Below are 25,862 nucleotides of genomic sequence, written 5' to 3'. Positions count from 1 at the left end.
CGTGGGAATGACGATGAAGCCTACTGCATGAAGATCCATGGTTCAGTCCACTGCTCGAGGGCTACTTCCATAGTACTGTCACGAAGATTCTCACCGGCCATCTTCTCTCTGTGCATCCGGAAACTATGTACTACTCCCTGTCATTGCATTTAGTAAATGTGAATAAAAATTTTAGATTATTATAATATAAAATATCGGAACTGTCAATCAGAAATAGACAGTTCCGATAATGGTTCTATTCGGATTCATGATCGCTTACATGAAGCGTTTCCGGAAGATAAACATGCACTTTCTCAATGCGGTTCTTATCCAGTTTTTCCACGATCAGACGGATGCCTTCCTCTGTGATCACTTCATCACCGGCAACAGGCAGGCGGTCCAGGTGTTCGATGATAAATCCGCCAAGGGAATCGTAATCCTCAGAATCCAGTTCTGTATTCAGGTGATCGTTCACATCGTCCAGGTGCATGGAACCCTCGATGATATATTCACGGTCGGAAATTTTCTGGACAAGTTCGTCCTCTTTCTCGTCGTACTCGTCATGGATCTCGCCGACGATTTCCTCCAGGATATCCTCCAGTGTAATAAGTCCGGCCATATCACCGTACTCATCCAGGACAATAGCAATGTTGAAGGTGGAATCCTTCATTTCTACAAGAAGATCGGAAATGCTTTTTGTCTCATAAGTGAAATGCGGTTTCCGCAAGAAACGGTCAATGACAAATTCTTCATTTTTGTCATAGAGGAGAAGATCCTTCATATTGATAATTCCCACGATATTATTCTGGCTGTCTTTGTAAACCGGGAGACGGGTGAATTTGTCTTCACGGAAAATCTCGATCAGCTCATCATAGGTGGATTCCACGTCTGCAAAAGTAACATGGACTCTCGGCACCATGATATCCTTGGCTGTGGCATCTCCAAGATCAAACACATTGTAGATCATTTCTTTCTCATCGGATTCAATGACACCGTCCTCATGGCTCACATCCACGATGGTACGGAGCTCTTCCTCAGTCATGGCCTTGCTGGCAGCATCCGGGTCCACACGCATAAGGCGCATCACACCTCTGGAAAAGAGATTGATGATAAAAATCACCGGCGTCATAATAGTCATGAGAAATTTAAAAATCGGGATATAACGGAGAGTGATCTTTTCCGCGTTTATGGTTGCGTAGTTCTTTGGGGTGATCTCGCCGAAGATCAGGATCAGGACAGTAAGGATCAATGTCACGATGCTGACCATATATCCGCCAAAACTGTATGCAAGTGTTGTTGCAAGGGAAGAAGCCGAAATGTTCACAATGTTGTTTCCGATGAGAATCGCACTGAGAAGTTTTGGCATCTGATCTTCCAGAATGTCAAGAGCCATGGATGCACGTTTGTTGCCCTCGTCTGCAAGAGAGCGGAGACGGATCCGGTTTACCGACATCAGCGCGGTTTCGTTAGATGAGAAAAAGGCTGACAATGCCAGCAGAATAAGTAATATGATTATCTGGTAAGTGTCGCTGGGGTCCACTTTCAATATTCACTCCTTTAAAAAAATAAGATTTATTTGGTTAAAAATATATAGATACTCCCACATTATATACGTTTTTTGGCCTTTTGGCAAGTGGTGTAAGGAGACAGAAATCCTCCGAAAAATGTACGAAAATACGACAGCTTCTTGACAAAATAGTGAGTCTAAACTAACATATATTTATCAGTATTTTCCGGTGGCTGCGGAAATATGATGCCGGAAAAATAGGTTGAAATGGAAGGAGAACGATATGTTTCTGGAGATAAAAGGAATCAAAAAATCCTTCGGGGCAGGAGAAAGCCGTGTGGATGTCCTGAAGGGGATCGATCTGGAGATTGAAAAAGGAGAATTCTGTGTGCTTCTGGGACCATCCGGTTCCGGAAAATCCACACTGTTAAATATCATCGGTGGTATTGACGGAGCAGATGCGGGCAGCATCACCATCCAGGGAGAACGTCTGGAAGATATGAAAGAAAAAAAACTTTCGCTGTACCGCAGAAAACACCTGGGATATATTTTTCAGATGTATAATCTGATCCCCAATCTGACTGTGCGGGAAAACATTGAAGTTGGCGCCTATTTAAGTGACAGGCCGCTGGATGTGGATGAATTGCTTGGAACCCTGGGACTTTATGAACATCAGCGGAAACTTCCCAATCAGCTTTCCGGAGGCCAGCAGCAGAGAACTGCCATTGGCCGTGCCATTGTAAAAAATCCGGACATCCTGCTCTGCGACGAGCCTACCGGTGCTCTGGATTACAATACATCCAAGGAAATCCTCAAGCTGATCGAAACCGTCAACCATAAATACGGAAATACCATAGTCATGGTTACCCACAACGATGCCATCAAGGATATGGCAGACCGTGTGGTGAAACTTCGCGATGGTATGATCCGAAGAAACTACCAGAATGAGCAAAAAATTCCGGCAGCAGATCTGGAATGGTAAGGGGGTCATTATGAAGAGTCCTTTACGTAAACGTATCCCCAGGGAACTGAAAGGGGAATTTGGAAAATATCTGGTGGTTTTTCTGCTGATGGTACTGACCATCGGGTTTGTGTCCGGCTTCCTGGTTGCGGACGGAAGCATGCTGAAAGCCTATGACGAAAGTTTTGACAAATATAACATCGAAAACGGAAATTTCCGTACTGCGGAAAAAGTTTACAGATCTCAGTGGAAAGACATTGAGGCAGCCGGTGTCAAACTTTACGAGAACTATTATATAGAAGAAGCGTTGGATAACGGAAGTACCATGCGTTTCTTTAAGAACCGGGAGCAGGTGAACAAGGTCTGCCTCATGAAGGGGGAAATGCCATCCGGTCAGGGGGAGATCGCCATTGACCGTATGTATGCGGATAACAACAGCCTTCAGGTAGGGGATACCCTCACCAGGGGCAAAAAGTTCTGGAAGATCACAGGTCTGGTGGCACTTTCGGATTACAGTGCTCTGTTTCAGAATAATAACGATTCCATGTTTGATTCTGTAAAATTCGGCGTGGGAATCGTAACTCCGGAAGAATTTGAAACTCTGGATCAGGAAAAGCTCCAGTACAATTATGCATGGATCTACGACCAGCAGCCGGTAGACGAAAAAGAAGAGAAAGAAGTTTCTGAGGATCTCATGGAAGACATTGGAAAAGTAGTAAACCTGGAGACTTTTGTCCCGCGTTATCTTAACCAGGCGATTATTTTTACGGGTGACGATATGGGCGGAGACAAGGCGATGGTCGTTATGCTTCTCTATATTGTGATCGTGATTATGGCTTTTGTGTTTGGAATCACCATCAGCAATACCATCCGAAAAGAAGCCGGTGTTATCGGTACTTTACGGGCATCCGGTTATACCAGGCGGGAACTGATCCTTCACTATATGACCCTCCCGGTGCTGGTAACCCTGATAGGGGCCCTGATTGGAAACATCCTTGGCTATACTGTGTTTAAGGGTGTATGTGCGGGAATGTATTACGGAAGTTATAGCCTGCCAACTTATGTGACCATATGGAATGCGGAGGCGTTTCTTCTGACAACGGTAGTGCCGGTTATCATTATGATCCTGATCAACTATGCAGTGCTCCGGTACCGTCTGCAGCTTTCACCCCTTAAATTCCTGCGAAGGGATTTTTCCGGAAAAAAACAGAAACGCGCCATGTATTTAAGCCCAAAGATCGGAATCTTTTCCAGATTCCGCCTTCGTGTGATCTTTCAGAATGTCAGCAATTATCTGGTGTTGTTTGTGGGCGTTATTTTTGCCAATCTGCTGCTGTTTTTCGGAATGCTCCTGCCGTCTGCGCTGGATCATTATCAGCTGGAGATCCAGGAGAACATGCTGGCGAAATATCAGTATATGCTGAGCGTTCCGGCAAGTGTTTCCTCAGGAAACAAGCTGGATGGCATGATTTCCCTTCTGGAATATTATATGGATACCAGAACGGACAATAAAGATGCGGAAAAATTTTCCGCCTATTCCCTGAATACCATGCCAGGCAAATATAAAAGCGAGGAGATCGTTCTCTATGGTGTGGAGCCGGAAAGCCAGTATATCCATGCAGATCTTTCCGGGGACGGGGTATATATTTCCAGTGCCTATGCAGATAAATTCCGGATCAAAGAGGGCGATACTATAATTTTGAAGGAAAAATACGAGAAGGATGAATATTCCTTTAAAGTAGACGGGATTTATGATTACACCGCAAGTCTCTGCGTATTTATGGAGCGGGATAAACTGAATGAGGTGTTTGACCTGGGAGATGATTATTTTGGCGGATATTTTTCCAATACGGAGATCAAGGATATCGATTCAAAATATATCGGTTCTGTCATCGACCTGGAATCTCTTACAAAAATATCCAGACAGCTGGATGTTTCCATGGGAGATATGATGGGAATGATGTATGGATTTTCCGTGATCATTTTCCTGGTGGTGATCTATCTGCTTTCCAAAGTCATTATTGAAAAAAATGCCCAGGCGATATCTATGACAAAGATTCTCGGCTATACCGATGGCGAAATCAGCCGTCTGTATATACTTTCCACTTCTCTTGTGGTGGTGATCTGCCTGCTGTTAAGCCTTCCTATTGAGCGGCAGATCATGGAAGTTCTGTTCCGCGAGATGATGCTTTCCAGCATCTCAGGCTGGATTACTATGTGGGTGGATCCGATGATCTATGTAAAAATGATGGCAATCGGAATCGCGACTTATGCAGTGGTAGCAGTGCTGGAATTTCGGAGAATCCGTCATGTGCCTATGGATGAAGCACTGAAAAATGTGGAATAATATAGGATAAGATCGGGAGTATATGTGGTTGAAAGTTGTCTGTGAATAACCGCATATACTCCTTAAATATTCATAAATTTTCTGAAATACTGGAAATATTCCTGCAAACTTGTTATAATAATTCCATAATTCCCAATGGAGGGGATCATTCACACAGGAAATCAGGTGAGGAACATGGCAGGCAGAAAGAAGGACCCGCTGTATAAAAGTTTCGGATATGCGTTTCAGGGAATTTTTACTTGTATCCGCAAGGAAAGAAATATGAAGATCCACTGTACGGTGGCAGTTCTCGTTGTGATCGCAGGGCTGATCCTTGGAATTTCCGTGACAGAGTGGTGCATCTGCCTGGGGCTGTTTGGAATGGTGATGGCGCTGGAACTGGTAAATACGGCAGTGGAAGCTGTGGTAGATCTTGTGACAGAAGAACGTCACCCTCTGGCAAAGATCGCCAAGGACACAGCAGCCGGAGCAGTACTGATCGCAGCGATCATGGCAGCGATTGTCGGGCTGATCATTTTTGTTCCGAAAGGGCTTGTTTTTCTGGGAATATGGTAGAAATCGATCAGGTACATGGAACGGCAGTGGCCGTTTTTAGGAAAGGAGAATTATTATGGAATTAGGTGAAGGACTGAAGAAAATCTTATTAGTAGGAATTGGTACAGCAGCAGTAACAGCAGAGAAATCCAAGGAGATCCTGGACGAGCTGGTTAAAAAAGGCGAGCTTACTGTTGAGCAGGGTAAGGTTCTTAATCAGGAACTGAAACACAACATCAAATCAACAGTTAAGACAGCCGCTGATTCTGTAAAAGAATCTGCAGCCAGAAAGAACGATCAGGAAGAGCTGAAAGCAACGATCTCCAAACTGACACCGGAGCAGCTGGCAGCTGTGAAAGCACAGATCGAGAGCATGCAGGCTGAGGCAGCAAAAGAGAAAGAAGAGGCTTCTGAGGCAGCAGAAGAACCGGTTGAGGAGGCTGCACCGGAAGCTCCTGTGGAGGCAGAAACGGTAACAGAAGAAGCCGGGAGCGAAGAGCCGGCAGCAGAGTAATAAGAAATATCATAAAGAAAGCAGTAAATGGAGAAGTTTATGGGCGGAGAAGAACAGGAGAAGAAAGAGAACAGCGGATATGGAGAACGGCTGAGAGAGATCACAGCTGTTCTGAAAAAGCATGCCATTACCCGGGGTGTTTCGCCTGAGAAGCTCCGGCTCATACTGGAAGATCTGGGCCCAACTTATATTAAGTTGGGTCAGATTATGTCCCTGCGTTCCGATATTCTTCCCAAGAGATACTGTGATGAGCTGATGAAACTCTGCTCGGATGTACCACCCATGCCATTTTCTCAGGTCATCGAGGTTCTGGAGGAATCCATGGGGTGTCCGTGGCAGGAAGAATTTCAGCATATTGAGCAGAAACCGCTGGGTGCTGCTTCAATTGCCCAGGTTCACCGCGCTACGCTGAAAACCGGAGAAGAAGTTGTGATCAAGGTTCAGCGTAAGGGAATCTATGAAACCATGGCAAGGGATATCGGCCTGATGCATAAGGCTGTGCGTCTGATGCCGCCGGTAAGCATCAAGGGTATGGTGGACTTGAATATGGTTTTAAGCGAGCTGTGGACAGTGACCCAGGAGGAGATGAATTTCCTGACAGAAGCTGCCAACATGGCGGAATTTGCCAAGAAGAATAAAGATGTGGCTTTTGTTAAAGTGCCAATTCTTTACCGAGAGTATATTTCTCCTCATATTCTGGTGATGGAATATATTGACGGTTTTGCCATCAATGACAAAGCCAATCTTCTAGCCAATGGCTATGACCTTAATGAGATTGGAACGAAATATGTGGATAATTTCATCAAACAGGTCATGGAGGATGGATTTTTCCATGCGGATCCCCATCCGGGAAATGTGCGGATCCAGGAAGGAAAGATTGTCTGGATCGATATGGGAATGATGGGACGGCTCACAGAGCATGACCGTCAGCTGATTGGAGAAGCCATTGAAGGGGTTGCCATGAACAACATCGGCAAGATCCAGGATGCGGTTCTGGCTCTTGGTGAGTTTAAGGGCAAACCGGATTCCAGTAAGCTTTATGAAGATATCCGGGGCCTGATGGAGAAATATGGTACTGCGGATATGGGAAATATTGATGTGGCGGAAGTCATGGTGGATCTGATGGAGGTCATGAAGGAAAACAAGATCATGATGCCTCATGGACTGACCATGCTTGCAAGAGGACTGACCCATGTGGAGGGGGTTCTTGCTGAGATCTGTCCGGATATCAATATGACACAGATTGCCGCGGCAAGGATCAAGGAGCAGTTTTTCAGTAATGGGAACTGGAAGCATGAGCTCAAAAAAGGTGGTAAAAATCTCGCCTGGTCATTGAAGAGGGCTGTTGATATTCCTTCTCTGGCAGCGGATTTTCTTCAGGGCTGTATGAAGGGACAGACGAAGATCAATCTGGATCTTCATGCTTCAGATGATCTTGCATGGCTTTTGCGGCGGCTGATACGTAATATTGTGATGGGACTGTGGGTGATGGCGCTTCTGATCAGTTCCAGTATTATCTGTACTACGGATATGAAACCGAAGCTGTGGGGGATCCCGGCCCTGGGAGCTTTTGGTTATGTGTTTGCGTTTATTATTGTTTTGTATGTATTTCTTAAGCATTTCTTTTCCAGAAAGTGAAAGACGGAGATCATTTGCATTTGGTATGGATGCAGGTTGATCGGTCGTCTTTTTTTGTTTCCGGAAGAGATGATCCGGATGTTTGGATGCGGATTTTTTGGGGTGGATTCTTCTGGTGGGCAGTTGAGAAATGGTGAAGTATTGTCTGGTTATGCGTTAATGATTCCGCTGTAGGCTTTTCGGAATTCTTTCGGGGTGTAGCCGGTGCCCTGGCGGAAGTAGTTGCAGAAGGATGGGGCGTCCCGGAACCCGCAGGAAAGGGCTGCTTCTGTGATGGTGCAGGTTGAGGAACAGAGGAGCTGGGTTGCCATCTGGAGGCGGTGTTTCAGGAGATATTGTTTTGGGGAGATATTTTCGTGTTCCATGAAGATCCGGTAGAGGTAGGAACGGTCGATTCCTACGTAGCGTGCCACGTCTGAGATCTGGATGGGGTAGGCGTAATTGTTTTTGATGTATTCAGAAGCTTTCTGAAAGTAGAGGGTTGCGATGTCGGTTCTGCTTTCAGAGGGCTTTTTTTGCACGGAGGATAGCATTAGGAGGAGGTTTCCGGCGATGGCGAGGTCGTTTCCGTTGTTTTCGGAGAAGGTGGCAAGGAGGTTTGTCATGCGGGTGAGGAGGTTGTTTTGCTGGGCTGGGGTTTCGGGGGTAAAGATGAGGGTGTCGGAAAATATGGTCTGCTCCAGGATTTCTTTGCAGGCGGAGCCGTCAAAGCCTGCCCAGGCATAACTCCAGGGGTCGGTGTTGTCGGCGCGGTAGTAGATGGAGTCCATGGGGCGGATGAGGAAGGCGTCACCTGCTTTAAGATGGTAGGTGTGTCCGCCGCACTGGTAGATGCCTTTGCCGTGGTAGATTACGTGGAGAAGGTAGTGGGGGCGCATGGCCGGGCCAAAGGAGTGGCCGGGGCCGCAGTCTTCCTGGCCGCAGAAGTAGACGGAGAGGGTGTGCTGGGTTTGGGGTTCTTGGTGTGTGTTTTTCATTTGGGTGGGCCTCCTGGTTTCTTGGGGTATGCAACAAAAACGCAATTTTGGGTCACAAAATGGGGTGGGATGTTGTATGAGGTGATTATACAATATTGGGGTGGGAAGGGCAAGGATGGGGAGGACGGATATACGGGCTGGTATTTCCAGGAGGTAGGGATAGAGTGAGGGGATGGATATACGGATATACGGACGCCATCAAGACGTGTGCTGTCCGGCGCGGGGCTTCGTCGGGGGCTGTCTTCTAGGCTGCCGAAAATCTGCTAAAAGCGTTTTCCAAAAGTTCGAACTCGCTGCGCTCAGACAGCGAACTTTTGAAAAACAACGCAGATTCCCGCCAGCCAAGAAGCAGCACCCCTCCTGCAGAGCCGCACCAGCCAGCACACGTCTTGCTGGCTGGTATTTCCAACCGGAAGGGAGATGTGGCTGTACGGAAGGGAAATCCGATAGGATGATGTGAGTGACTGGATAAAAGGGGGATCAGATGGTCTGGTATGAGTGGTTGAAGTGGAAATCTGGTTCAGGGTGAGATGTAGAGTGGTTTCCCGTAAGTTGGATGAGTCATCAGCGCTGCGCTGGATGACCGGGACGAAAGGCTGAGTTTCCCTGTGGTCTGACGGGAGATGTTGGGTCGAGGTGCTGCGCTTTCGACTTGGGTGTAAATCGGCGTAACGTTACATTGCCAGCACCGTAGAATCCATCGCCCCACCAGTACATATTCACATTTCCACAACATACAACAACTGCGTGCCCGGAAAGGGGGAGCGCGAGGGGGAAAAGCGGGCTTCGCTAACTCTGAGTGCTTTCCCCTCGCATTTCCTCAGCTTTGAAAAGCGAAAAAAATAAATTAATAAAGAAAAAATAACATCAACATTTAACCAAAACTGCGGAGCAGTTATTTGGTTATGAGCAAGTAGCGAAGCGGATTGCGAATATCCGCTTGACTAAAAAATCTCAACATATAAATAAGAACTATAAATTCACATGTAGAAAGGAGCTTCAACATGAAAACAACCATGTTAAAAAACGAATTCTGGTACGGCGGCGCAGTCTACGAAGGCTACCGCCAGCCCGTAGGCGCAGACGACATTGTGGACTGGGATTTCCGCGAAAACCCAACCCACAATCAGATCATGCCATTATTCCTTTCCTCGAAAGGCCGTTACATCTGGAGCAACGCAGGTTTTCATATCTCTTTTCGAAAAGGTGAGATCCTGGCGGAAGGTCCGGAATCTATCGTTCTGGAAAACGGCTTCAATGATCTGAGAGGTGCATACCTGGCAGCCATGAAAGCGCATTTTCCATTTCATGAGATCAAACTTTCAGACAGATTTTTCAAAGCACCGGTATATAATTCCTGGATTGAACTTACCTATTATCAGACCCAGGAGAATATCCTGAAATATGCAAAAGGTATTCTGGAAAATGGTTTTCCATCAGGTGTTCTGATGATCGATGATGGCTGGTCTCCTTATTATGGAAGGTGGCAGTTCAGGGGAGATAATTTCAAGGATGCGAAGGCGATGATCAAAGAATTGCATGAGATGGGATTTTCTGTGATGCTGTGGATCTGTCCGTTTGTTACTCCGGATACGCTGGAGTTCCGGAAGGCCAGGGATAAGCATTTTCTGATTGAGACTCCGGAGGGGAAACCTCGTATCCTGGAGTGGTGGAACGGGTATTCTGCGGCTCTGGATCTGACGAATCCGGATGCTTTGAAGTGGCTGAAGGATCAGCTGGATGTTCTGATGGATATGGGTGTGGATGGTTTTAAACTGGATGCTGGGGATCCGTGTTATTATCATGCCGGGGATAAGCTGTTCCGGGATGCTTCTACGGATGAGCTGTCCAGGCTTTGGGCTGAGTTTGGGGAACAGTTTGTGTTTAATGAGCTGAGGGTATGTTTCCGGGCCGGTGGTTATTCTCTGATGCAGAGGCTTTGTGATAAGCAGACGAAGTGGGATGAGAGCGGTATTGCGGGATTGATTCCGGATACGTTGATACAGGGGCTTACGGGACATCCTTTTGGCAGCCCGGATATGATCGGCGGTGGTGAGTATACCTGTTTTTTGAATGGAAATGAGAATGCGTGTACGCCGGAGATGTTTGTGCGGTATGCGCAGATTGCGGCTTTGATGCCGGTGATGCAGTTTTCGGCTTCTCCTTGGAGGGTGCTGCCTGAGGCGGATTTTCAGAAGGTTAAGGATGCACTGGCTCTCAGAGAGAAGTGTCTGCCGGAGATTTTGAAGGCTGTAGAGTGTGCGAAAGTTACTGGTGAGCCGATCGTTCGTTCCATGGAGTTTGTTTTCCCTGGACAGGGGATGGAGAGGGTGATGGATCAGTTTATGGTTGGCGAGGATTTGATGGTGGCGCCTGTTTGGAAGCAGGGGGAGGTTGCCAGAAGTGTGCGTTTGCCTGAGGGGCAGTGGAGGTGTGTTGGCCTTGGTGAGACTGAGGGTGATGTGCTGAATGGTGGCCGGGATGTGATTCTTGGTGAGAATGAGGGATTGGTTGTTTTGAAAAGAGTGTAGATGAAATGGACGCCCGCAAGGTGTATGCTGTCTGTCGCCGGGGGCTGGTCGGAAGGGGAATCAGATGGGGAGAAGTGGTGGGGTGTGAATTCGGTTCAGAGTGAGAAGCAGAGTGGTTTCCCGGGAGTTGGATGGGGCATCAGCGCTGCGCTGGATGACTGGGGCGAAAGGCGGAGTTTCCCTGTGGCCTGACGGTAGAGATTAGGTCGAGGCGCTTCATTTTCGACTTGGAGGTGAGGTGGTGTGGCGTAACATTATCAGTGCTGTAGCATCGTAGTAGCATAGACCGTTTCAGCGTAACATTATCAGCATCATAGTAGCATAGATCGGCTCAACATAACATCACCAACACCTTAGAATTCATCGCCCCACCAGTACATACACACATCCCCACAACGAACAACAACTGCGTGCCCGGAAAGGGGGAGCGCGAGGGGGAAAAGCGGGCTTCGCTAACTCCGAGTGCTTTCCCCCTCGCATTTCCTCAGCTTTGAAAAGCAAAAAATTATATTAAAAAACCAAAAAAACAATTTTCTCCGCTTTTATCACAAAAGCGTAACATTCTCCTCCGGAGGAAGCAGCTTCTTAAAAAATCGATACAACAGCATCGAATTTATAAAAGCTACAAGTCCAAATCCAAAGAAAAACCAGCAGCATGCATACAGTGGCTGCAGTTTCACGTCAAGATAAGTCATATACAGCGGAAAGATCGTGATCACTGCCATGGCAACAGTTGTAGGAAAATGCATAAACGCCAGCAGAAACGCATTCCTGCAAAGCGCTCCTAAGCTATTGGCAAAGGTTGCGATCACCGGGAATATGTATAGGGAAAAGATAACCAGCAGGGTCAGCACTCCAATCGTAAGATAAAAGAGCATATTTGCAGCACTTCCGTTTGCATGAAGCAGGAAACGAAGGTTCAGCACAAGTATGATTCCTGCCACAAGGATCAGCAGCCACACGATCAGGGATTGTTTGAAATTCTCCTTGAAGGCCCGGAAAAAAGTCCTGGTCGTTCCATTGTTATTTCCCTTTACGGTACGCATCATACAATGATAAAGTGCAGTCAGTGCCGGTCCGATAGTGATCACTGGGATGCTGCATAAAATAAAGAGAAGATTGGCGATCACGATGTCTCCCAGCTTGTTGAGGAATACATGAACAACATTATCTTCATTTAAAAGATTCATAACAAAATCCTCCTTAATATAGAATACGAAAAACGTCCAATACAGACAATCTTAGCACAGACACTGATTGCATGTAAAGAGAATGTGTGGAACGCTTTGCAGGACTGTGAAAAAAACATGGAATTTTGCGTGCACATGTAAAAATCGGCGCACGCATAGAAAAATGTGTGTTAACAAAAAGTTCATTTTTGCAAAAAAAAAGCATTTTCGACCATTTTGGTTGTTAAAAATATATAAAAACGAACATGTAAAAATGTTGGTTTTGCTACAAAGAAAGAAAAACGTATCAAAACATGCTCAAAAATAGTGATAAATATGAAAATATATCAAAAAAATAAAAGCACATAGGGAAAAATGACGGATATTTAACAAACTATGAATAGAAAATGGACAAAATAAATAAAAAACAACATTTTTCCATATTGAAATGACAATAATCCATTTATCATTTTTCCATGTGCAATTATAATAATATCAACGGTCAGAGACGTGGAAAAATATAAAAACTGACCAAAGAAAGAGGGAAAATAAGAAAGATTTAAAAGGAGGAAGAAGTTATGAATTTCAAAAGAGTAGCAGCATTATTGTTAGCAGGTGCCATGGTAATGACAGCAGTTCCGGTATATGCAAAAGGTGACGATGTTACACTTTCCGTATCCATCTGGGACACCAACCAGGAGCCGGGAATCAAAGAAATTCTCGCAGACTTCACAGAGAAGACAGGAATCAAGACAGAGATCTCCGTTGTTAAATGGGATGAGTACTGGACAATGCTCGAGGCCGGTGCACAGGGTGGTTCCCTTCCGGACGTATTCTGGATGCACTCCAACGAGAGTCAGAGATACATGTCCAACGATATGCTTCTTGATCTGACCGATAAGATCAAAGACAGCGATCTGATCGATCCGGAGAACTATCCGGAGGATATCTGGGGACTGTATACATACGATGATAAATATTATGCAGTACCGAAGGATATAGATACAATCGCTCTCTGGTACAACAAGACATTATTTGACGAGGCAGGACTTGATTATCCGACAGCTGACTGGACATGGGATGATGTTACAGAGGCAGCTAAGAAGCTTACTAAGGATGATGGTTCCCAGTACGGTCTCGGAATGAGAAATGATAACAACCAGGCCGGATACTACAACCTGATCTATGATAACGGCGGATACATCATCAGCGATGACAAGACAAAATCCGGCTGGGATGATGAGAAGACGATCGCAGCTATGCAGACACTGGAAGGATGGATCAAGGATGGCGTGATCCCGTCTCTTGAGACAATGTCCGAGAACAACGAGGACGTACTTTTCGAGGCTGGCAAGATCGCTATGACATGCCAGGGCTCCTGGATGCTTGCAGCATTTAAAGAGAACGAGTACACAGCAGCTAACTGTGATTGTGTAGAGCTTCCTAAAAACGCTGAGACAGGCAGAAGAGCTTCCTCATATAACGGACTTGGATGGGCAGCATCTGCTTCCGGTGAGCACACAGACGAAGCTTGGCAGCTGATCGAGTACCTCGGATCCAAAGAGGCTCAGGAGAAACAGGCTGAGCTTGGTGTTACAATGAGTGCATACAAAGATACATCTGATGCATGGGCTAAATCCGCAGACTTCAACCTTCAGGCTTATCTGAACATGATGGATGACATGGAGATCCGTCCATACTCCAAATCTACTGTAACATGGGAGAACGAGGACAACGAGATCCTTAAAGGCGTATACACAGGCGACATCACAATGGAAGAGGCTTGCAAGCAGATGGCTGATCAGATGAACGAGAAGCTGGCTGAGGAGTAAGCATTAAGAAACACCGATAATTAAGTGCAGTAATGAGAGGGGCCGCCGCACTCAGGTGCAGCGGCCTCATACATAGAAGGAATAGAAGGAGTGATTCTTATGGCTAAAACTACCAAGTCACAGGCACGGACAAAGAGAGAGCGCAGTGAGTTCCTCTGGGGCTGGCTGTTTATTCTCCCAACAACAATCGGACTGATCGTATTGAACATCATTCCGATCTTCCAGACTATTTACCAGAGCTTTTTCAAGACAGGAGATTTTGGTAAAGGAAATATCTTTATCGGTTTACAGAACTACCAGAAGGTTTTTGCAGATAAAGAGATCTGGCAGGCACTGATCAACACATTCAAATATGCGATCGTGGAGGTCCCTTTTTCCATTGTCATCGCACTTGTTCTTGCAGTACTTCTTAACAGAAAGATGAAGGGCCGTTCTATTTACAGAACCATCATCTTCCTTCCGATGGTAGCAGCTCCGGCAGCGGTAGCCATGGTATGGAGATGGCTGTTCAATTCTGATTATGGTCTTATCAATAACGTTTTCCATGTTCATGTAAACTGGGTTTCTAATCCGAAAATTGCAGTATTTGCAGTTGCGATCATCGGTGTATGGTCTATCATCGGTTACAATATGGTTCTTTTCCTGTCAGGACTTCAGGAAATCCCGAGAGATTATTATGAAGCAGCATCCATTGACGGTGCAACAGGCGTGAATGCATTCTTTAACATCACGGTCCCGCTTCTTTCACCAACCATTTTCTTCGTACTTGTTACCCGTGTGATCGGATCCCTTCAGGTATTCGACCTGATCTATATGGTTATTGACAAGTCAAACCCGGCACTTACCAAGACTCAGTCACTGGTTTACCTGTTCTATAAATATGCATTTATCAATAAGAACATGGGATACGGCGCTACGATCGTAGTAGTACTTCTTATTATCACCATGATCCTGACAGTATTCCAGATGATCGGTCAGAAGAAATGGGTATTCTACAACTAAAAAGGGGGATTAACCATGGATAGTATGGAAACAAAAAAGAAATTAACCACTATTTTAATACATGTCATACTGATCATTGTGTCCATAACGATGCTTGTGCCATTTATCTGGATGATCCTGACAGCTTTTAAAACTGTAACGGAAGCAACATCTGTAGATCCTTTCACCATTTTCCCGAAAATATGGAGAAAAGACGCATTTATTTCTGTTATCAATAACATGAACTTCCTGCTTCTGTACAAGAATACACTGCTTCTGATCTTCTTCCGAGTAGTGTGTGCGGTTCTTACAGCAACTATGGCAGGCTATGCATTTGGACGACTGAACTTCAAGGGCCGTGATCTCTGCTTCAGTCTTGTACTGTTCCAGATGATGGTTCCGGTACAGATCTTCATCATCCCGCAGTACCTGATGGTCAGCAAGATGGGTATGCTGAATACGATCTTTGCCCTTGTATTCCCAGGTATTGTTACTGCATTCGGTACTTTCCTTCTGAGACAGGGATATATGGGACTGCCGAAGGATCTGGAGGAGGCTGCCAGACTTGACGGATGTAACATCGGTCAGACCTTCCTTTACATCATGGCACCACTTACAAGATCCAGTATGGTCGCACTTGGAATTTTCACAGCTGTATTCGCGTTCAAAGATCTGATGTGGCCGATGATCGTTAATACAGATAAGGATATGCTGGTACTTTCTTCCGCACTTGCAAAGATGCAGGGCCAGTACGTATCCAAATTCCCGGAACTGATGGCTGCATCTCTGATCGCCTGCATTCCGATGATCGTGATCTACATGATCTTCCAGAAACAGTTTATCGAAGGTATTGCTACCAGCGGTGGAAAACTGTAATTAGAAATATTACATAAGGTAATACAAGACCGCTGACAATGTATATAACTGAGGATTTGGTTATTGAGGTTGTCAGCGGTATTTTTATCGAAGCAAATGCCAAAATGCACAGTTATTTGATGATTCTTAAGGAAAGAGGCGGATATTTTTATCCGCAGTAAACGAAAAAAGGAGAAAATTATGCCGATCAAATTTCACGAGGGATCAAAGACATTCCACATTTATAACAAACATTTAAGCTACATCACCTGTATCATGGAAAATGGCCAGATGGAGAATCTGTACTATGGAAAAGCTATCCGCGATAAAGAGGATTTCAGTTATCTTCACGAGGAGATCATGCGTTCCCTGATGGCTGTATGCGTTCCGGAACCGGGACTTCTTTCCATGCAGTATACCAAACAGGAGTATCCTGTTTACGGAACCGGTGATTTCAGAAGCCCCGCTCTTACTGTTCGTCAGGAGAACGGAAGTGAGATCGTAGATTTCAAATATGTTTCCCACGAGATCTATGGCGGCAAAAAGAAACTTGCAGGTCTTCCTGCAACTTATACAGAGAGCGATGAGGAAGCAACATCTCTGGACATCATACTTCATGATTCCGTGATGGACACAGATCTTGTTCTTACCTATTCTGTATATGAAGATTATCCGGTGGTCACCAAAAGCGCACGCCTTGTTCAGAAAGGGGATCAGAAGATCCGTCTTGAGAACGTGATGAGTGCAGCAGTGGAGTTCCCGGATATGGATTATGAGATGATCCATCTTTCCGGTGCGTGGGCACGTGAGCGCTATGTAAAAACGCGCAAACTTGAGATGGGTACACAGGCTGTACAGAGTCTTGCAGGAACTGGCTCCAGCTCTGAGCAGAATCCGTTTATCGCGCTGAAGCGTCCTCATACAACAGAAGATACAGGCGAGGTTTTCGGCTTCAGCTTTGTGTACAGCGGCAACTTCCTTGCACAGGTCGAGGTTTCCACCTACGAGATGACACGAGTTATGATGGGAATCAATCCACAGGGATTTTCCTGGGAGCTTTCCAGAGATGAGGAATTCCAGACTCCGGAGGTCGTTATGGTATACAGCGATAAGGGCTTAAACGGAATGAGCCAGGCTTACCACAGACTGTACCGTGACCGCCTGATGCGCGGAAAATGGAGAAATCATGCACGCCCGATCCTTCTTAATAACTGGGAGGCAACCTATTTTGATTTTGATGAGGAAAAAATCCTTAATATTGCAAAAAAAGCCAAAGAGGTTGGGGTAGAGCTTTTCGTTCTGGATGACGGATGGTTCGGAACCAGAAACGATGATTACCAGGGCCTTGGCGACTGGTTCGTAAATAAGAATAAGCTTCCAAACGGAATTTCCGGACTTTCCCGCAAGATCGAGGAGATGGGCCTGAAATTTGGCCTCTGGGTAGAGCTTGAGATGGTAAACAAGAACAGCGACTGCTACAGAGCACATCCGGACTGGCTCATCGGAGCACCGGACCGTTTTGAGTCCCACTCAAGACATCAGCACGTTCTTGATTTTTCCAGATCTGAGGTTGTGGATTTTATTTATGATTCCATCTCCAAGGTTATCGAGGAATCTTCCATTTCCTACATTAAATGGGATATGAACCGCTACATGTCCGAGCCTTTCAGCCGCGGCGCATCTGCAGCAGATCAGGGCAAGACTATGCATAAATATATCCTTGGTGTATATGAGCTGTATACAAGACTGACAGAGAGATTCCCTGACATCCTCTTTGAATCCTGCGCAAGCGGCGGAGCAAGATTTGATCCGGGAATGCTGTATTTTGCACCACAGACATGGACCAGTGATGATACCGATGCAGCAGAGAGAGAAAAAATCCAGTACGGTACCTCCTTTGTTTATCCGATCGTCAGCATGGGATCTCATGTATCAGCAGTACCGAATCATCAGCTGCACCGTACCACACCGCTTTCCACAAGAGCAAATGTGGCATATTTCGGAACCTTTGGCTATGAGCTGGATCTGAACCTTTTAAGTGCCAAAGAGATCGAAGAGGTAAAGGCACAGGTGGAATTCATGAAGGAACATCGTGACCTGATCCAGGTGGAGGGTGATTTCTACCGTATCTTAAGCCCGTTCGAAGGAAATGATACTGCATGGATGGTTGTTTCCAGAGACAAAAAGCAGGCAGTTGCCGGATACTATGAAAGACTGAACAAGGTCAATGCTTCCTGGATGCGTCTGCGCTTCAAGGGTCTTGACGAGGATCAGCTTTACAAAGTAAAATGGGAAGATAAGTGCCTGAAAGCTTACGGAAATGAGCTGATGTATGCAGGAATCCCGGTTGATCGTGACTACTGCAATAAGACAAACGGTGATTTCCATTCTGTATTGTATACAATTGAAGCAGAGGACTGATTTCTGTAAATGATGGAATAAAAATTATCTGCAGAAAAACATCCGCCTGACCAGAAAAATAACAGGCCGCCGGATATGGCGGCCTGTTATTGGGTGGCGAAGCAGCTCACAGGCGGAAACATAATATATGACATCAGGGAGGTGACAAGTTGCTTCACACAGTTGGTTTTACAAGCTCGGACAGCTTTAAATGTCTGGAGAATTTAAAGAAAGGTGCGGTGGATCTCTGTCTTACTTATTGTGGGTGGGAAAAATGCGATCCGGGACATCGATTTGGACCAAATAAAAGGATCTCTCATGTACTTCATATCGTGGAATCCGGAACCGGGGTTTTTGAGATGGATGGCCATCAGTATCATCTGACAGGTGGAGAAGCATTTCTGATCCCATCCAGTGTGGAGGCCTGGTATGAGGCAGACATGGACAATCCCTGGACATATCGCTGGGTAGGATTTGAGGGAATGACTGCGGAGGAAGTGATCCATGTAAGCGGCTTCAGCCGGGAAAATCCGGTCCGAAGGATCCACTGCATGGAAAATGCTGCAAAATATATTGATGCAATGGTCCAGACCAACAAGCTCGTTTTTGAAAATGAACTGAAACGGAACGGACTTCTGATGCTTCTTTTTTCTGACCTGATCACAGATAACCGGGATGCATGTCTGAGAGAAGGCAAGCTTCTCCCATCCCACAGATATCCAAATTCCGTTTATGTGGAGCATGCAGTGGATTACATTGCAGCTAACTTTGACAAGCGGCTGAAGATCAATGAGCTGGCAGACCGCATTGGCGTCAACCGGAGCTATCTTACCAGCTCGTTTAAAAAAAGCCTCGGATGCTCGCCGCAGGAATATCTTATGAATCTTCGCATCGAGAAGGCAAAGACTCTTCTGAAAAATGGAGGTATTCAGGTCAGTGAAGTAGCTGCAAAAGTAGGGTATGGAGATCCGCTGGCTTTTTCCAAGGTATTCAAGGCAAGAACAGGAAGAAGTCCGAGAGAATACAAGGAAGAAAAGAGAAGACTTGTAGTGAAGGGAAAGAAGGGCGATTATATGGAATCTGAGTCCTGATAACTGGCAGTACCTTTTGTTGCTGGCAGACCTTTGTAATAAAAAATAACAGCTCTCTGTCCGAATCAGGATATATATGATCCTGGTATCGGATGGAGAGTTTTTGCATTATGGAAAATTACTTTGCAATGTTTCGAAAACATAAAAAAGCATAAAAACGAATGGAAGTAAATTTTATAGGAAATATGTTTTATAGGAAATTTCTGAACTGTATCAGTAAACGGGCATTTATATTTCATGCAACAAAACAACAATTATTGACATCAAAGTACATATTTTAAAGATGCTTCCGGTAGTATCATAAAACCATAATAATAACGAAGCGGGGCTGCGCCGCAGAATCAGCAGAAAATCAGGATTTTTGCCAAGAACAGAAAAATCTGTCACAGAAAAATCCAAAAAGACAGGCAGGAGGAACGAACATGATCAAAATTACATTTATGGGAGCAGGAAGCACGGTTTTCGCAAGAAATGTACTTGGAGACTGTATGTGCACACCGGCACTTCGCGAAAGCGAGATCGCACTTTATGACATCGATGAGAAGAGACTGGAGGATTCCAGAATTATCCTAAGTGCCATCAACCACAACGTAAATGAGGACCGCGCAGTGATCAAAACATATCTCGGTGCCGAGAACCGTAAAGATGCACTTCGCGATGCAGACTTCGTAGTCAATGCCATTCAGGTAGGCGGTTATGAGCCATGTACAGTAACAGACTTTGAGATCCCGAAGAAATACGGCATCAAACAGACCATCGCAGATACTCTGGGAATTGGCGGAATCATGCGTGCACTTCGTACCATTCCGGTTCTGGAAGAGTTTGCACGGGACATGGAAGAAGTATGCCCGAACACTCTGTTCCTGAATTACTCCAATCCGATGGCAATGCTCACCGGTTATATGCAGCGTTTCACAAAGATTCGTACAGTAGGTCTTTGCCACAGTGTTCAGGTCTGCTCCCAGAAGCTTCTTGAGGGAATGGGAATGGAAGACAAACTTGAGGGACGTACCGAGCTGATCGCAGGTATCAACCACATGGCATGGCTTCTTGAGATTCATGACAAAGATGGAAATGACCTGTACCCGGAGATCCGCAGAATTGCAGAGGAGAAGAATACTTCCGGTGAGAAACATGAGGATATGGTACGTTATGAGTACATCCGTCATCTTGGCTACTACTGCACAGAGTCCAGTGAGCACAATGCAGAGTATAATCCGTTCTTCATTAAATCCAAATATCCGGAGATGATCGAGGAGTTCAATATTCCGCTTGACGAATATCCGAGAAGATGTATCAAACAGATCGAGGGCTGGGAAAAAGAGCGCGAGGATATCCTCAAGGATGGCAAGATCGGCCATGAGAGAAGTAAAGAGTATGCTTCTTATATCATGGAGGCTGTTGTTACAAACACACCGTACAAGATCGGTGGAAATGTTCTTAACAACGGTTACATCGATAACCTTCCGTCGGATGCCTGCGTAGAGGTTCCATGCTATATCGACGGAACCGGTGTACATCCGGTAAAAGTGGGCAAGCTTCCTACACAGCTGGCAGCTATGAACTCATCCAATGTCAGCCCGCAGCTCCTTGCTATTGAGGCAGCAGTGACCAAAGACCGCCAGAAAATCTATCAGGCAGCCATGATGGACCCGCACACAGGTGCAGAGCTGAACATCAAAGACATCCAGGCAATGTGTGATGAGCTGATCGAGGCACATGGGGATTATATGAAGATGTACCGCTAAATATAAAGTACATCAGGGGACTGGAGAATAGTTTTAACAAATATGGAGAAGGCGTTTTTTCTGAACAAAGACAGCAAGGCGGAGCAAAAGGCCCGCTTTACGATAAGGCAGAAACGTTGAGATAAAAAAGCAGTATATACAGGCCGGAACACCAAATTGGGGAAGGTGTTCCGGCCTTTTTTATATGGAACTTTTGTTAAATAATAAAAAACAACTTGTTCGTATGTATATACAAGTTATAAAATGATTACAGATGAAAATATAAATGTCCGTTTTACATCCGATGTTTGAAGGAAGAATAATACAAACGAAGGGAGGAGCTTATGGCAGAAAACGGAAAAGCAAAATATTATGCACTGATGGAAGAAATGAAAACAGACATTCTTTCCGGAAAGATCCGTCCGGGTGAGAAGCTTCCCTCTGAAAACCAGCTCAGTGTACGCTATGGGCTGAGCAGGCATACGGTGCGAAAGGCTCTGGGGATCCTGGCAGGAGATGGATACATAGAATCCTTTCAGGGAAAAGGAACCTTCTGTGCGGATGTGCTCCGTCAGATTCACGGGACCGGAAACATCGCAGTGGTGACTACATATATCTCGGATTATATTTTTCCAAGGCTGATCCAGGGAATCGATGAGGTGCTGTCCGATAACGGGTACAGTATCATCCTGAAAAATACAGGAAACAGCCGCCAGAAGGAGGCAAGATTCCTGGAAGAGCTGATCAGCAAGGGAATTGACGGACTGATCATCGAACCCAGCAAAAGTGAGTTGTTGTGCAGACATGTAAGCCTGTACGAAACACTGGACAAGTATCAGATCCCCTATATTTTTATCCAGGGACTGTATACGGAGATGCAGGAAAAGCCCCACATCCTCATGGATGACGCAGGAGGCGGTTATCTTGTGACAAAACATCTCCTGGACTCCGGCAGGCGCAACATCGCGGGATTTTTCAAGGCAGATGACCGTCAGGGAATCGAACGGCATAAGGGCTATGTGAAGGCTTTGCAGGAGCATGAAATTGCCTATGATCCGGATAAGGTGGTCTGGTTTCACACCGAGGACCGGCGAAAAAAGCCGGCTCTTATGGTCCGGAACATGGTCCGACAGAACAGCTTTCCGGATGGGATCGTGTGCTACAACGACCAGATTGCTGTCCAGGTCATGGAAGAACTGGAACGTCAGGGTAAAAAAATCCCGGAGGATGTTGCGGTGACCGGTTATGACAATTCGCTGTACGCAAGACAGGGGCAGGGAATCACTACTATCACCCATCCCCAGGAAAAACTGGGTGAGATGGCAGCAAAGCTTCTCCTGGAAAAATTAAGTGGCGTGCCGGACGAAGAGAGTAAGGTGGAACGGCTGATCCGGCCGGAGCTGATCGTACGGGGCAGCAGTGTGAAGACAGGAATATGAACACAAATGCATGAGGGCAGAGAGATAATCACTTATCAGATAATGAAACATGACATATTTTACAGAGAACTTTATAACATTTCAGAAGGCTGGACACATGTTGGAAACAGAAATGTGTTACAGATTTTCAGGAATGTTATGCATATTATATAATTTTATATTTCAAGGAGGAATTTTCACATGAAAACAGGAAGAGATTACAAATTCTGGTTTTGCACAGGTTCACAGGATCTTTACGGAGATGAATGTCTCCGCAAGGTAGCCGAGCATTCAAAGATCATCGTAGAGGAACTGAATAAATCCGGTGTACTTCCGTTTGAGGTTGTATGGAAACCAACGCTGATCACAAATGAGCTGATCCGTAAAACCTTTAATGATGCCAATGCAGATGAAAACTGTGCCGGCGTGATCGCGTGGATGCATACATTTTCCCCGGCAAAATCCTGGATCCTTGGCCTTAAAGAGTATCGCAAACCGCTGTGCCATCTTCATACACAGTTCAATGTGGAAATCCCCTATGATACCATTGATATGGACTTTATGAATGAGAACCAGTCCGCACACGGCGGCCGTGAGTTTGGCCATATGGTAACCCGCATGGGAATCGAGAGAAAAGTCATTGCAGGACACTGGGCAGACAAAAAGGTCCAGGAGCGTCTGGCATCCTGGATGCGTACTGCAGTTGGTATCATGGAGAGCAGCCATATCCGTGTATGCCGTGTAGCCGACAATATGAGAAACGTAGCTGTAACAGAGGGCGATAAGGTTGAGGCTCAGATGAAATTCGGATGGGAGATCGATGCTTATCCGGTTAACGAGATCGCAGAATATGTTCAGGATGTAAGCCAGGGAGATATTGATGTTCTGGTAGAAGAATATTATAATAAATACGATATGATTCTGGATGGACGTGACCCTGAGGAATTTAAGAAGCATGTAGCAGTCCAGGCAGGGATCGAGATCGGTTTTGAGCGCTTCCTCGAGGAGAAAAACTATCAGGCTATCGTAACACACTTTGGTGATCTGGGCTCCCTGAAGCAGCTTCCGGGACTTGCAATCCAGCGACTGATGGAAAAAGGCTATGGCTTCGGTGGCGAGGGTGACTGGAAAACAGCAGCTATGGTTCGCCTGATGAAGATCATGGCAGCAGGCAAAAAGGACGCCAGGGGTACTTCTTTTATGGAGGACTACACTTATAACCTAGTACCTGGTAAAGAGGGAATCCTTGAGGCACATATGCTGGAGGTTTGCCCATCCGTTGCTGATGGCAAGGTCAGCATGCGTGTATGCCCGCTTTCCATGGGAGATCGTGAAGATCCTGCAAGACTGGTATTTACTTCTAAGACAGGTCCTGGAATCGCAACATCCCTGGTTGACCTTGGCGACCGTTTCCGTCTGCTGATCAATGAGGTTGAGTGTAAGAAAACAGAGAAGCCGATGCCTGCACTTCCGGTAGGTACTGCATTCTGGACACCGAAGCCGGATCTTTCCACAGCAGCAGAAGCATGGATCCTTGCCGGCGGCGCACATCACACTGCATTTACCTATGACCTTACTGCAGAGCAGATGGGTGACTGGGCAGCAGCTATGGGTATTGAAGCGGTTTATATTGATGGCGATACAACGATCTGGAATCTGCAGAATGAGCTGAGATGGAACAGCATGTATTTCAGCAAATAATATGGGAGGTTTTTTACAATGGGAGTAAATGAGGCAAAAACAGCAATTCTTGAGAATCGCACGGCTCTTGGTATTGAGTTTGGTTCCACAAGGATCAAGGCAGTTCTGGTGGACGATAAGAACCAGCCCATCGCATCCGGAGCCTATGAATGGGAGAACCAGTATGTGGATGGTATCTGGACATACAGCCTGGAGGAGATCTGGAAAGGTCTCCAGGGCAGTTACCAGGATATGGCAGAAGATGTTCAGAAAAAATATGGGATGGAGCTTACAAGTGTAGGTGCTTTTGGTGTCAGTGCCATGATGCATGGATATATGCCGTTTAACAAAGCGGGAGAGCTGATGGTTCCGTTCCGTACCTGGAGAAACAACATCACAGGGGAAGCTTCTGAAAAGCTGGCAGAGCTTTTCCATTACAATATCCCTCAGAGATGGAGCATTGCCCACCTGTATCAGGCAATCCTTAATGGTGAGGAGCATGTAAAAGACATCGATTACATCACCACTCTGGAGGCCTATGTACACTGGAAACTTACCGGAAAAAGAGTTCTTGGTATCGGCGATGCGGCAGGTATGTTCCCGATCGACAGCGAGACAAAGGACTATAACGAAGAGATGGTGCAGAAGTTCGATGAGCTGATCGCGCCTTATGGATTCCCATGGAAACTCCGCGATATTATGCCGAAAGCTCTGGTGGCAGGCCAGGATGCCGGAGTTCTCACAGAGGAAGGTGCGAAGCTTCTGGATATAAGCGGAAAGCTGAAAGCCGGAATCCCCATGTGTCCGCCTGAGGGAGACGCAGGAACCGGTATGGTTGCCACAAACAGTGTCCGTCAGCGTACCGGAAATGTTTCTGCAGGAACATCCGTATTTGCCATGATTGTCCTGGAAAAGGCTCTTTCCAAACCGTACAAAGAGATTGATATGGTCACCACTCCGGCAGGAGATCCGGTTGCCATGGCACATTCCAACAACTGTACTTCGGATCTGAACGCATGGGTAAATGTGTTTAAGGAATTTGCGGAAGCCATGGGTATGAAAGTGGATATGAACAAACTGTTCGGAACTCTTTATAACAAAGCCCTGGAAGGGGATCCGGACTGTGGTGGACTTCTTTCCTACTGTTATTTCTCCGGCGAGCATATGACCAGTTTTGAAGAGGGACGTCCACTGTTTGTACGTTCTCCTGAGAGTAAATTTACACTGGCAAACTTTATGAGAAACAATCTTTACACCTGCCTTGGTGCCATGCGTGTAGGTCTGGATATCCTTCTCAATCAGGAGCATGTAAAGATTGATAAGCTTCTGGGACACGGCGGCCTCTTTAAGACAAAGGGTGTTGGCCAGCAGATCCTTGCAGATGCGGTAAATGCGCCGGTATCCGTAATGTCCACAGCAGGAGAAGGCGGAGCCTGGGGAATTGCGCTTCTGGCTTCTTATATGATCAACAAAAAAGACGGCGAAGACCTTGCGGATTTCCTGGATGAAAATGTCTTCAAAGGAAACGAAGGCAGCACACTTGCACCGGAAGCCGAAGGTGTAAAAGGATTCAACGCATTTATGGACCGATATATGAAGGGTCTTGGAATTGAGCGTGCGGCAGTAGAGGCGAAGATCTGGTAAAGAGAAGAACGGATTGAAATGAGAAGGTCAGTTTTTCTGACGGAATGTAAAAGAATGAGAGATTGGTCATGAGCTAC

At 46.0% G+C, this 25,862-nt stretch carries 19 protein-coding genes and 1 other annotated feature (1 of these 20 cut by a window edge); of the genes, 16 read left to right on the top strand and 3 right to left on the bottom strand.

What is annotated here, in order from left to right; translation table 11 throughout:
- Positions 1 to 153: a binding site (T-box leader), on the bottom strand (it extends 89 nt beyond the left edge of the window).
- An 82-nt stretch (positions 154 to 235) separates the two neighbouring features.
- Entirely contained in the window at positions 236 to 1,519 is a 1,284-nt protein-coding gene (locus tag G5B12_RS10780) for an HlyC/CorC family transporter (RefSeq protein WP_119248332.1), read from the bottom strand.
- Positions 1,520 to 1,769: 250 nt separating this feature from the next.
- On the opposite strand from G5B12_RS10780, the gene G5B12_RS10775 reads away from it, so the two are divergent.
- From G5B12_RS10775 to G5B12_RS10755, 5 genes are all read left to right on the top strand, one after another.
- Entirely contained in the window at positions 1,770 to 2,468 is a 699-nt protein-coding gene (locus G5B12_RS10775; RefSeq protein WP_119248328.1) for an ABC transporter ATP-binding protein, read from the top strand.
- Between the two features lie 10 nt (positions 2,469 to 2,478).
- Positions 2,479 to 4,794 (top strand): ABC transporter permease, encoded by a 2,316-nt coding sequence (locus G5B12_RS10770; protein WP_174088217.1) that lies wholly within the window; start codon positions 2,479 to 2,481, stop codon positions 4,792 to 4,794.
- 174 nt (positions 4,795 to 4,968) lie between these two features.
- Positions 4,969 to 5,349 (top strand): diacylglycerol kinase family protein, encoded by a 381-nt coding sequence (locus G5B12_RS10765; RefSeq protein ID WP_174088216.1) that lies wholly within the window; start codon positions 4,969 to 4,971, stop codon positions 5,347 to 5,349.
- Between the two features lie 55 nt (positions 5,350 to 5,404).
- On the top strand, positions 5,405 to 5,842 hold the full coding sequence (locus G5B12_RS10760) for a hypothetical protein (RefSeq protein ID WP_180214433.1): 438 nt from the start codon (positions 5,405 to 5,407) through the stop codon (positions 5,840 to 5,842).
- Between the two features lie 27 nt (positions 5,843 to 5,869).
- Positions 5,870 to 7,480 (top strand): ABC1 kinase family protein, encoded by a 1,611-nt coding sequence (locus tag G5B12_RS10755; protein WP_244096083.1) that lies wholly within the window; start codon positions 5,870 to 5,872, stop codon positions 7,478 to 7,480.
- Between the two features lie 149 nt (positions 7,481 to 7,629).
- Here the strand turns inward: G5B12_RS10755 and G5B12_RS10750 are convergent, their stop codons facing one another.
- Positions 7,630 to 8,457 carry an AraC family transcriptional regulator gene (locus tag G5B12_RS10750; RefSeq protein WP_174088214.1) on the bottom strand — a complete coding sequence of 276 codons (828 nt, stop codon included), beginning with the start codon at positions 8,455 to 8,457 and terminating at the stop codon, positions 7,630 to 7,632.
- A gap of 1,004 nt (positions 8,458 to 9,461) precedes the next feature.
- Here G5B12_RS10750 and G5B12_RS10745 point away from each other — a divergent pair.
- Both G5B12_RS10745 and G5B12_RS10740 read left to right on the top strand, forming a co-directional pair.
- The gene (locus G5B12_RS10745; protein WP_174088212.1) at positions 9,462 to 10,988 is read left to right on the top strand and encodes a glycoside hydrolase family 31 protein; all 1,527 of its coding nucleotides are present in this window, start codon (positions 9,462 to 9,464) and stop codon (positions 10,986 to 10,988) included.
- Positions 10,989 to 11,180 (top strand): hypothetical protein, encoded by a 192-nt coding sequence (locus G5B12_RS10740; protein WP_174088210.1) that lies wholly within the window; start codon positions 10,989 to 10,991, stop codon positions 11,178 to 11,180.
- A 353-nt stretch (positions 11,181 to 11,533) separates the two neighbouring features.
- On the opposite strand, the gene G5B12_RS10735 is transcribed toward G5B12_RS10740, so the two are convergent.
- Complete coding sequence (locus G5B12_RS10735; protein WP_148448712.1) at positions 11,534 to 12,178, bottom strand: YesL family protein; 645 nt, start codon at positions 12,176 to 12,178, stop codon at positions 11,534 to 11,536.
- Between the two features lie 557 nt (positions 12,179 to 12,735).
- Between G5B12_RS10735 and G5B12_RS10730 the strand changes: the two genes are divergently transcribed.
- From G5B12_RS10730 to G5B12_RS10690, 9 genes are all read left to right on the top strand, one after another.
- On the top strand, positions 12,736 to 13,989 hold the full coding sequence (locus G5B12_RS10730; protein ID WP_021650446.1) for an ABC transporter substrate-binding protein: 1,254 nt from the start codon (positions 12,736 to 12,738) through the stop codon (positions 13,987 to 13,989).
- Between the two features lie 99 nt (positions 13,990 to 14,088).
- On the top strand, positions 14,089 to 14,991 hold the full coding sequence (locus G5B12_RS10725; RefSeq protein WP_021650445.1) for a carbohydrate ABC transporter permease: 903 nt from the start codon (positions 14,089 to 14,091) through the stop codon (positions 14,989 to 14,991).
- 15 nt (positions 14,992 to 15,006) lie between these two features.
- Positions 15,007 to 15,846: a carbohydrate ABC transporter permease gene (locus tag G5B12_RS10720; RefSeq protein ID WP_021650444.1), complete on the top strand. Its 840-nt coding sequence runs from the start codon at positions 15,007 to 15,009 to the stop codon at positions 15,844 to 15,846.
- 180 nt (positions 15,847 to 16,026) lie between these two features.
- Positions 16,027 to 18,246 carry an alpha-galactosidase gene (locus G5B12_RS10715; RefSeq protein ID WP_174088208.1) on the top strand — a complete coding sequence of 740 codons (2,220 nt, stop codon included), beginning with the start codon at positions 16,027 to 16,029 and terminating at the stop codon, positions 18,244 to 18,246.
- A 149-nt stretch (positions 18,247 to 18,395) separates the two neighbouring features.
- Positions 18,396 to 19,316, top strand: coding sequence for an AraC family transcriptional regulator (locus G5B12_RS10710; RefSeq protein WP_174088206.1), 921 nt, complete (start codon positions 18,396 to 18,398; stop codon positions 19,314 to 19,316).
- Between the two features lie 422 nt (positions 19,317 to 19,738).
- Complete coding sequence (locus G5B12_RS10705; protein ID WP_015526048.1) at positions 19,739 to 21,064, top strand: alpha-glucosidase/alpha-galactosidase; 1,326 nt, start codon at positions 19,739 to 19,741, stop codon at positions 21,062 to 21,064.
- A 323-nt stretch (positions 21,065 to 21,387) separates the two neighbouring features.
- Positions 21,388 to 22,482 carry a GntR family transcriptional regulator gene (locus G5B12_RS10700; RefSeq protein WP_129974599.1) on the top strand — a complete coding sequence of 365 codons (1,095 nt, stop codon included), beginning with the start codon at positions 21,388 to 21,390 and terminating at the stop codon, positions 22,480 to 22,482.
- A 180-nt stretch (positions 22,483 to 22,662) separates the two neighbouring features.
- Positions 22,663 to 24,162 (top strand): L-arabinose isomerase, encoded by a 1,500-nt coding sequence (araA, locus tag G5B12_RS10695; protein WP_174088204.1) that lies wholly within the window; start codon positions 22,663 to 22,665, stop codon positions 24,160 to 24,162.
- Positions 24,163 to 24,180: 18 nt separating this feature from the next.
- Positions 24,181 to 25,785, top strand: coding sequence for a xylulokinase (locus tag G5B12_RS10690; RefSeq protein ID WP_174088202.1), 1,605 nt, complete (start codon positions 24,181 to 24,183; stop codon positions 25,783 to 25,785).
- The last annotated feature ends 77 nt before the right edge of the window (positions 25,786 to 25,862 follow it).

The organism is Blautia sp. MSK.20.85 (genome assembly GCF_013317245.1).
Taxonomy (GTDB): Bacteria; Bacillota; Clostridia; order Lachnospirales; family Lachnospiraceae; genus Blautia_A.
The sequence above is the reverse complement of the archived record's forward strand: the minus strand, read 5'-3'. Positions and strand labels throughout refer to the sequence as shown.

Bases quoted from the DNA above. Each gene is read 5' to 3' on its own strand.
- G5B12_RS10735 (WP_148448712.1), bottom strand. From the start codon at position 12,178: ATGAATCTTTTAAATGAAGATAATGTTGTTCATGTATTCCTCAACAAG.
- G5B12_RS10725 (WP_021650445.1), top strand. From the start codon at position 14,089: ATGGCTAAAACTACCAAGTCACAGGCACGGACAAAGAGAGAGCGCAGT.
- G5B12_RS10700 (WP_129974599.1), top strand. From the start codon at position 21,388: ATGGCAGAAAACGGAAAAGCAAAATATTATGCACTGATGGAAGAAATG.
- G5B12_RS10745 (WP_174088212.1), top strand. From the start codon at position 9,462: ATGAAAACAACCATGTTAAAAAACGAATTCTGGTACGGCGGCGCAGTC.
- G5B12_RS10755 (WP_244096083.1), top strand. From the start codon at position 5,870: ATGGAGAAGTTTATGGGCGGAGAAGAACAGGAGAAGAAAGAGAACAGC.
- G5B12_RS10775 (WP_119248328.1), top strand. From the start codon at position 1,770: ATGTTTCTGGAGATAAAAGGAATCAAAAAATCCTTCGGGGCAGGAGAA.
- G5B12_RS10770 (WP_174088217.1), top strand. From the start codon at position 2,479: ATGAAGAGTCCTTTACGTAAACGTATCCCCAGGGAACTGAAAGGGGAA.
- G5B12_RS10705 (WP_015526048.1), top strand. From the start codon at position 19,739: ATGATCAAAATTACATTTATGGGAGCAGGAAGCACGGTTTTCGCAAGA.
- G5B12_RS10760 (WP_180214433.1), top strand. From the start codon at position 5,405: ATGGAATTAGGTGAAGGACTGAAGAAAATCTTATTAGTAGGAATTGGT.
- G5B12_RS10750 (WP_174088214.1), bottom strand. From the start codon at position 8,457: ATGAAAAACACACACCAAGAACCCCAAACCCAGCACACCCTCTCCGTC.
- G5B12_RS10730 (WP_021650446.1), top strand. From the start codon at position 12,736: ATGAATTTCAAAAGAGTAGCAGCATTATTGTTAGCAGGTGCCATGGTA.
- G5B12_RS10720 (WP_021650444.1), top strand. From the start codon at position 15,007: ATGGATAGTATGGAAACAAAAAAGAAATTAACCACTATTTTAATACAT.
- G5B12_RS10715 (WP_174088208.1), top strand. From the start codon at position 16,027: ATGCCGATCAAATTTCACGAGGGATCAAAGACATTCCACATTTATAAC.
- araA (WP_174088204.1), top strand. From the start codon at position 22,663: ATGAAAACAGGAAGAGATTACAAATTCTGGTTTTGCACAGGTTCACAG.
- G5B12_RS10690 (WP_174088202.1), top strand. From the start codon at position 24,181: ATGGGAGTAAATGAGGCAAAAACAGCAATTCTTGAGAATCGCACGGCT.
- G5B12_RS10765 (WP_174088216.1), top strand. From the start codon at position 4,969: ATGGCAGGCAGAAAGAAGGACCCGCTGTATAAAAGTTTCGGATATGCG.
- G5B12_RS10740 (WP_174088210.1), top strand. From the start codon at position 10,989: ATGAAATGGACGCCCGCAAGGTGTATGCTGTCTGTCGCCGGGGGCTGG.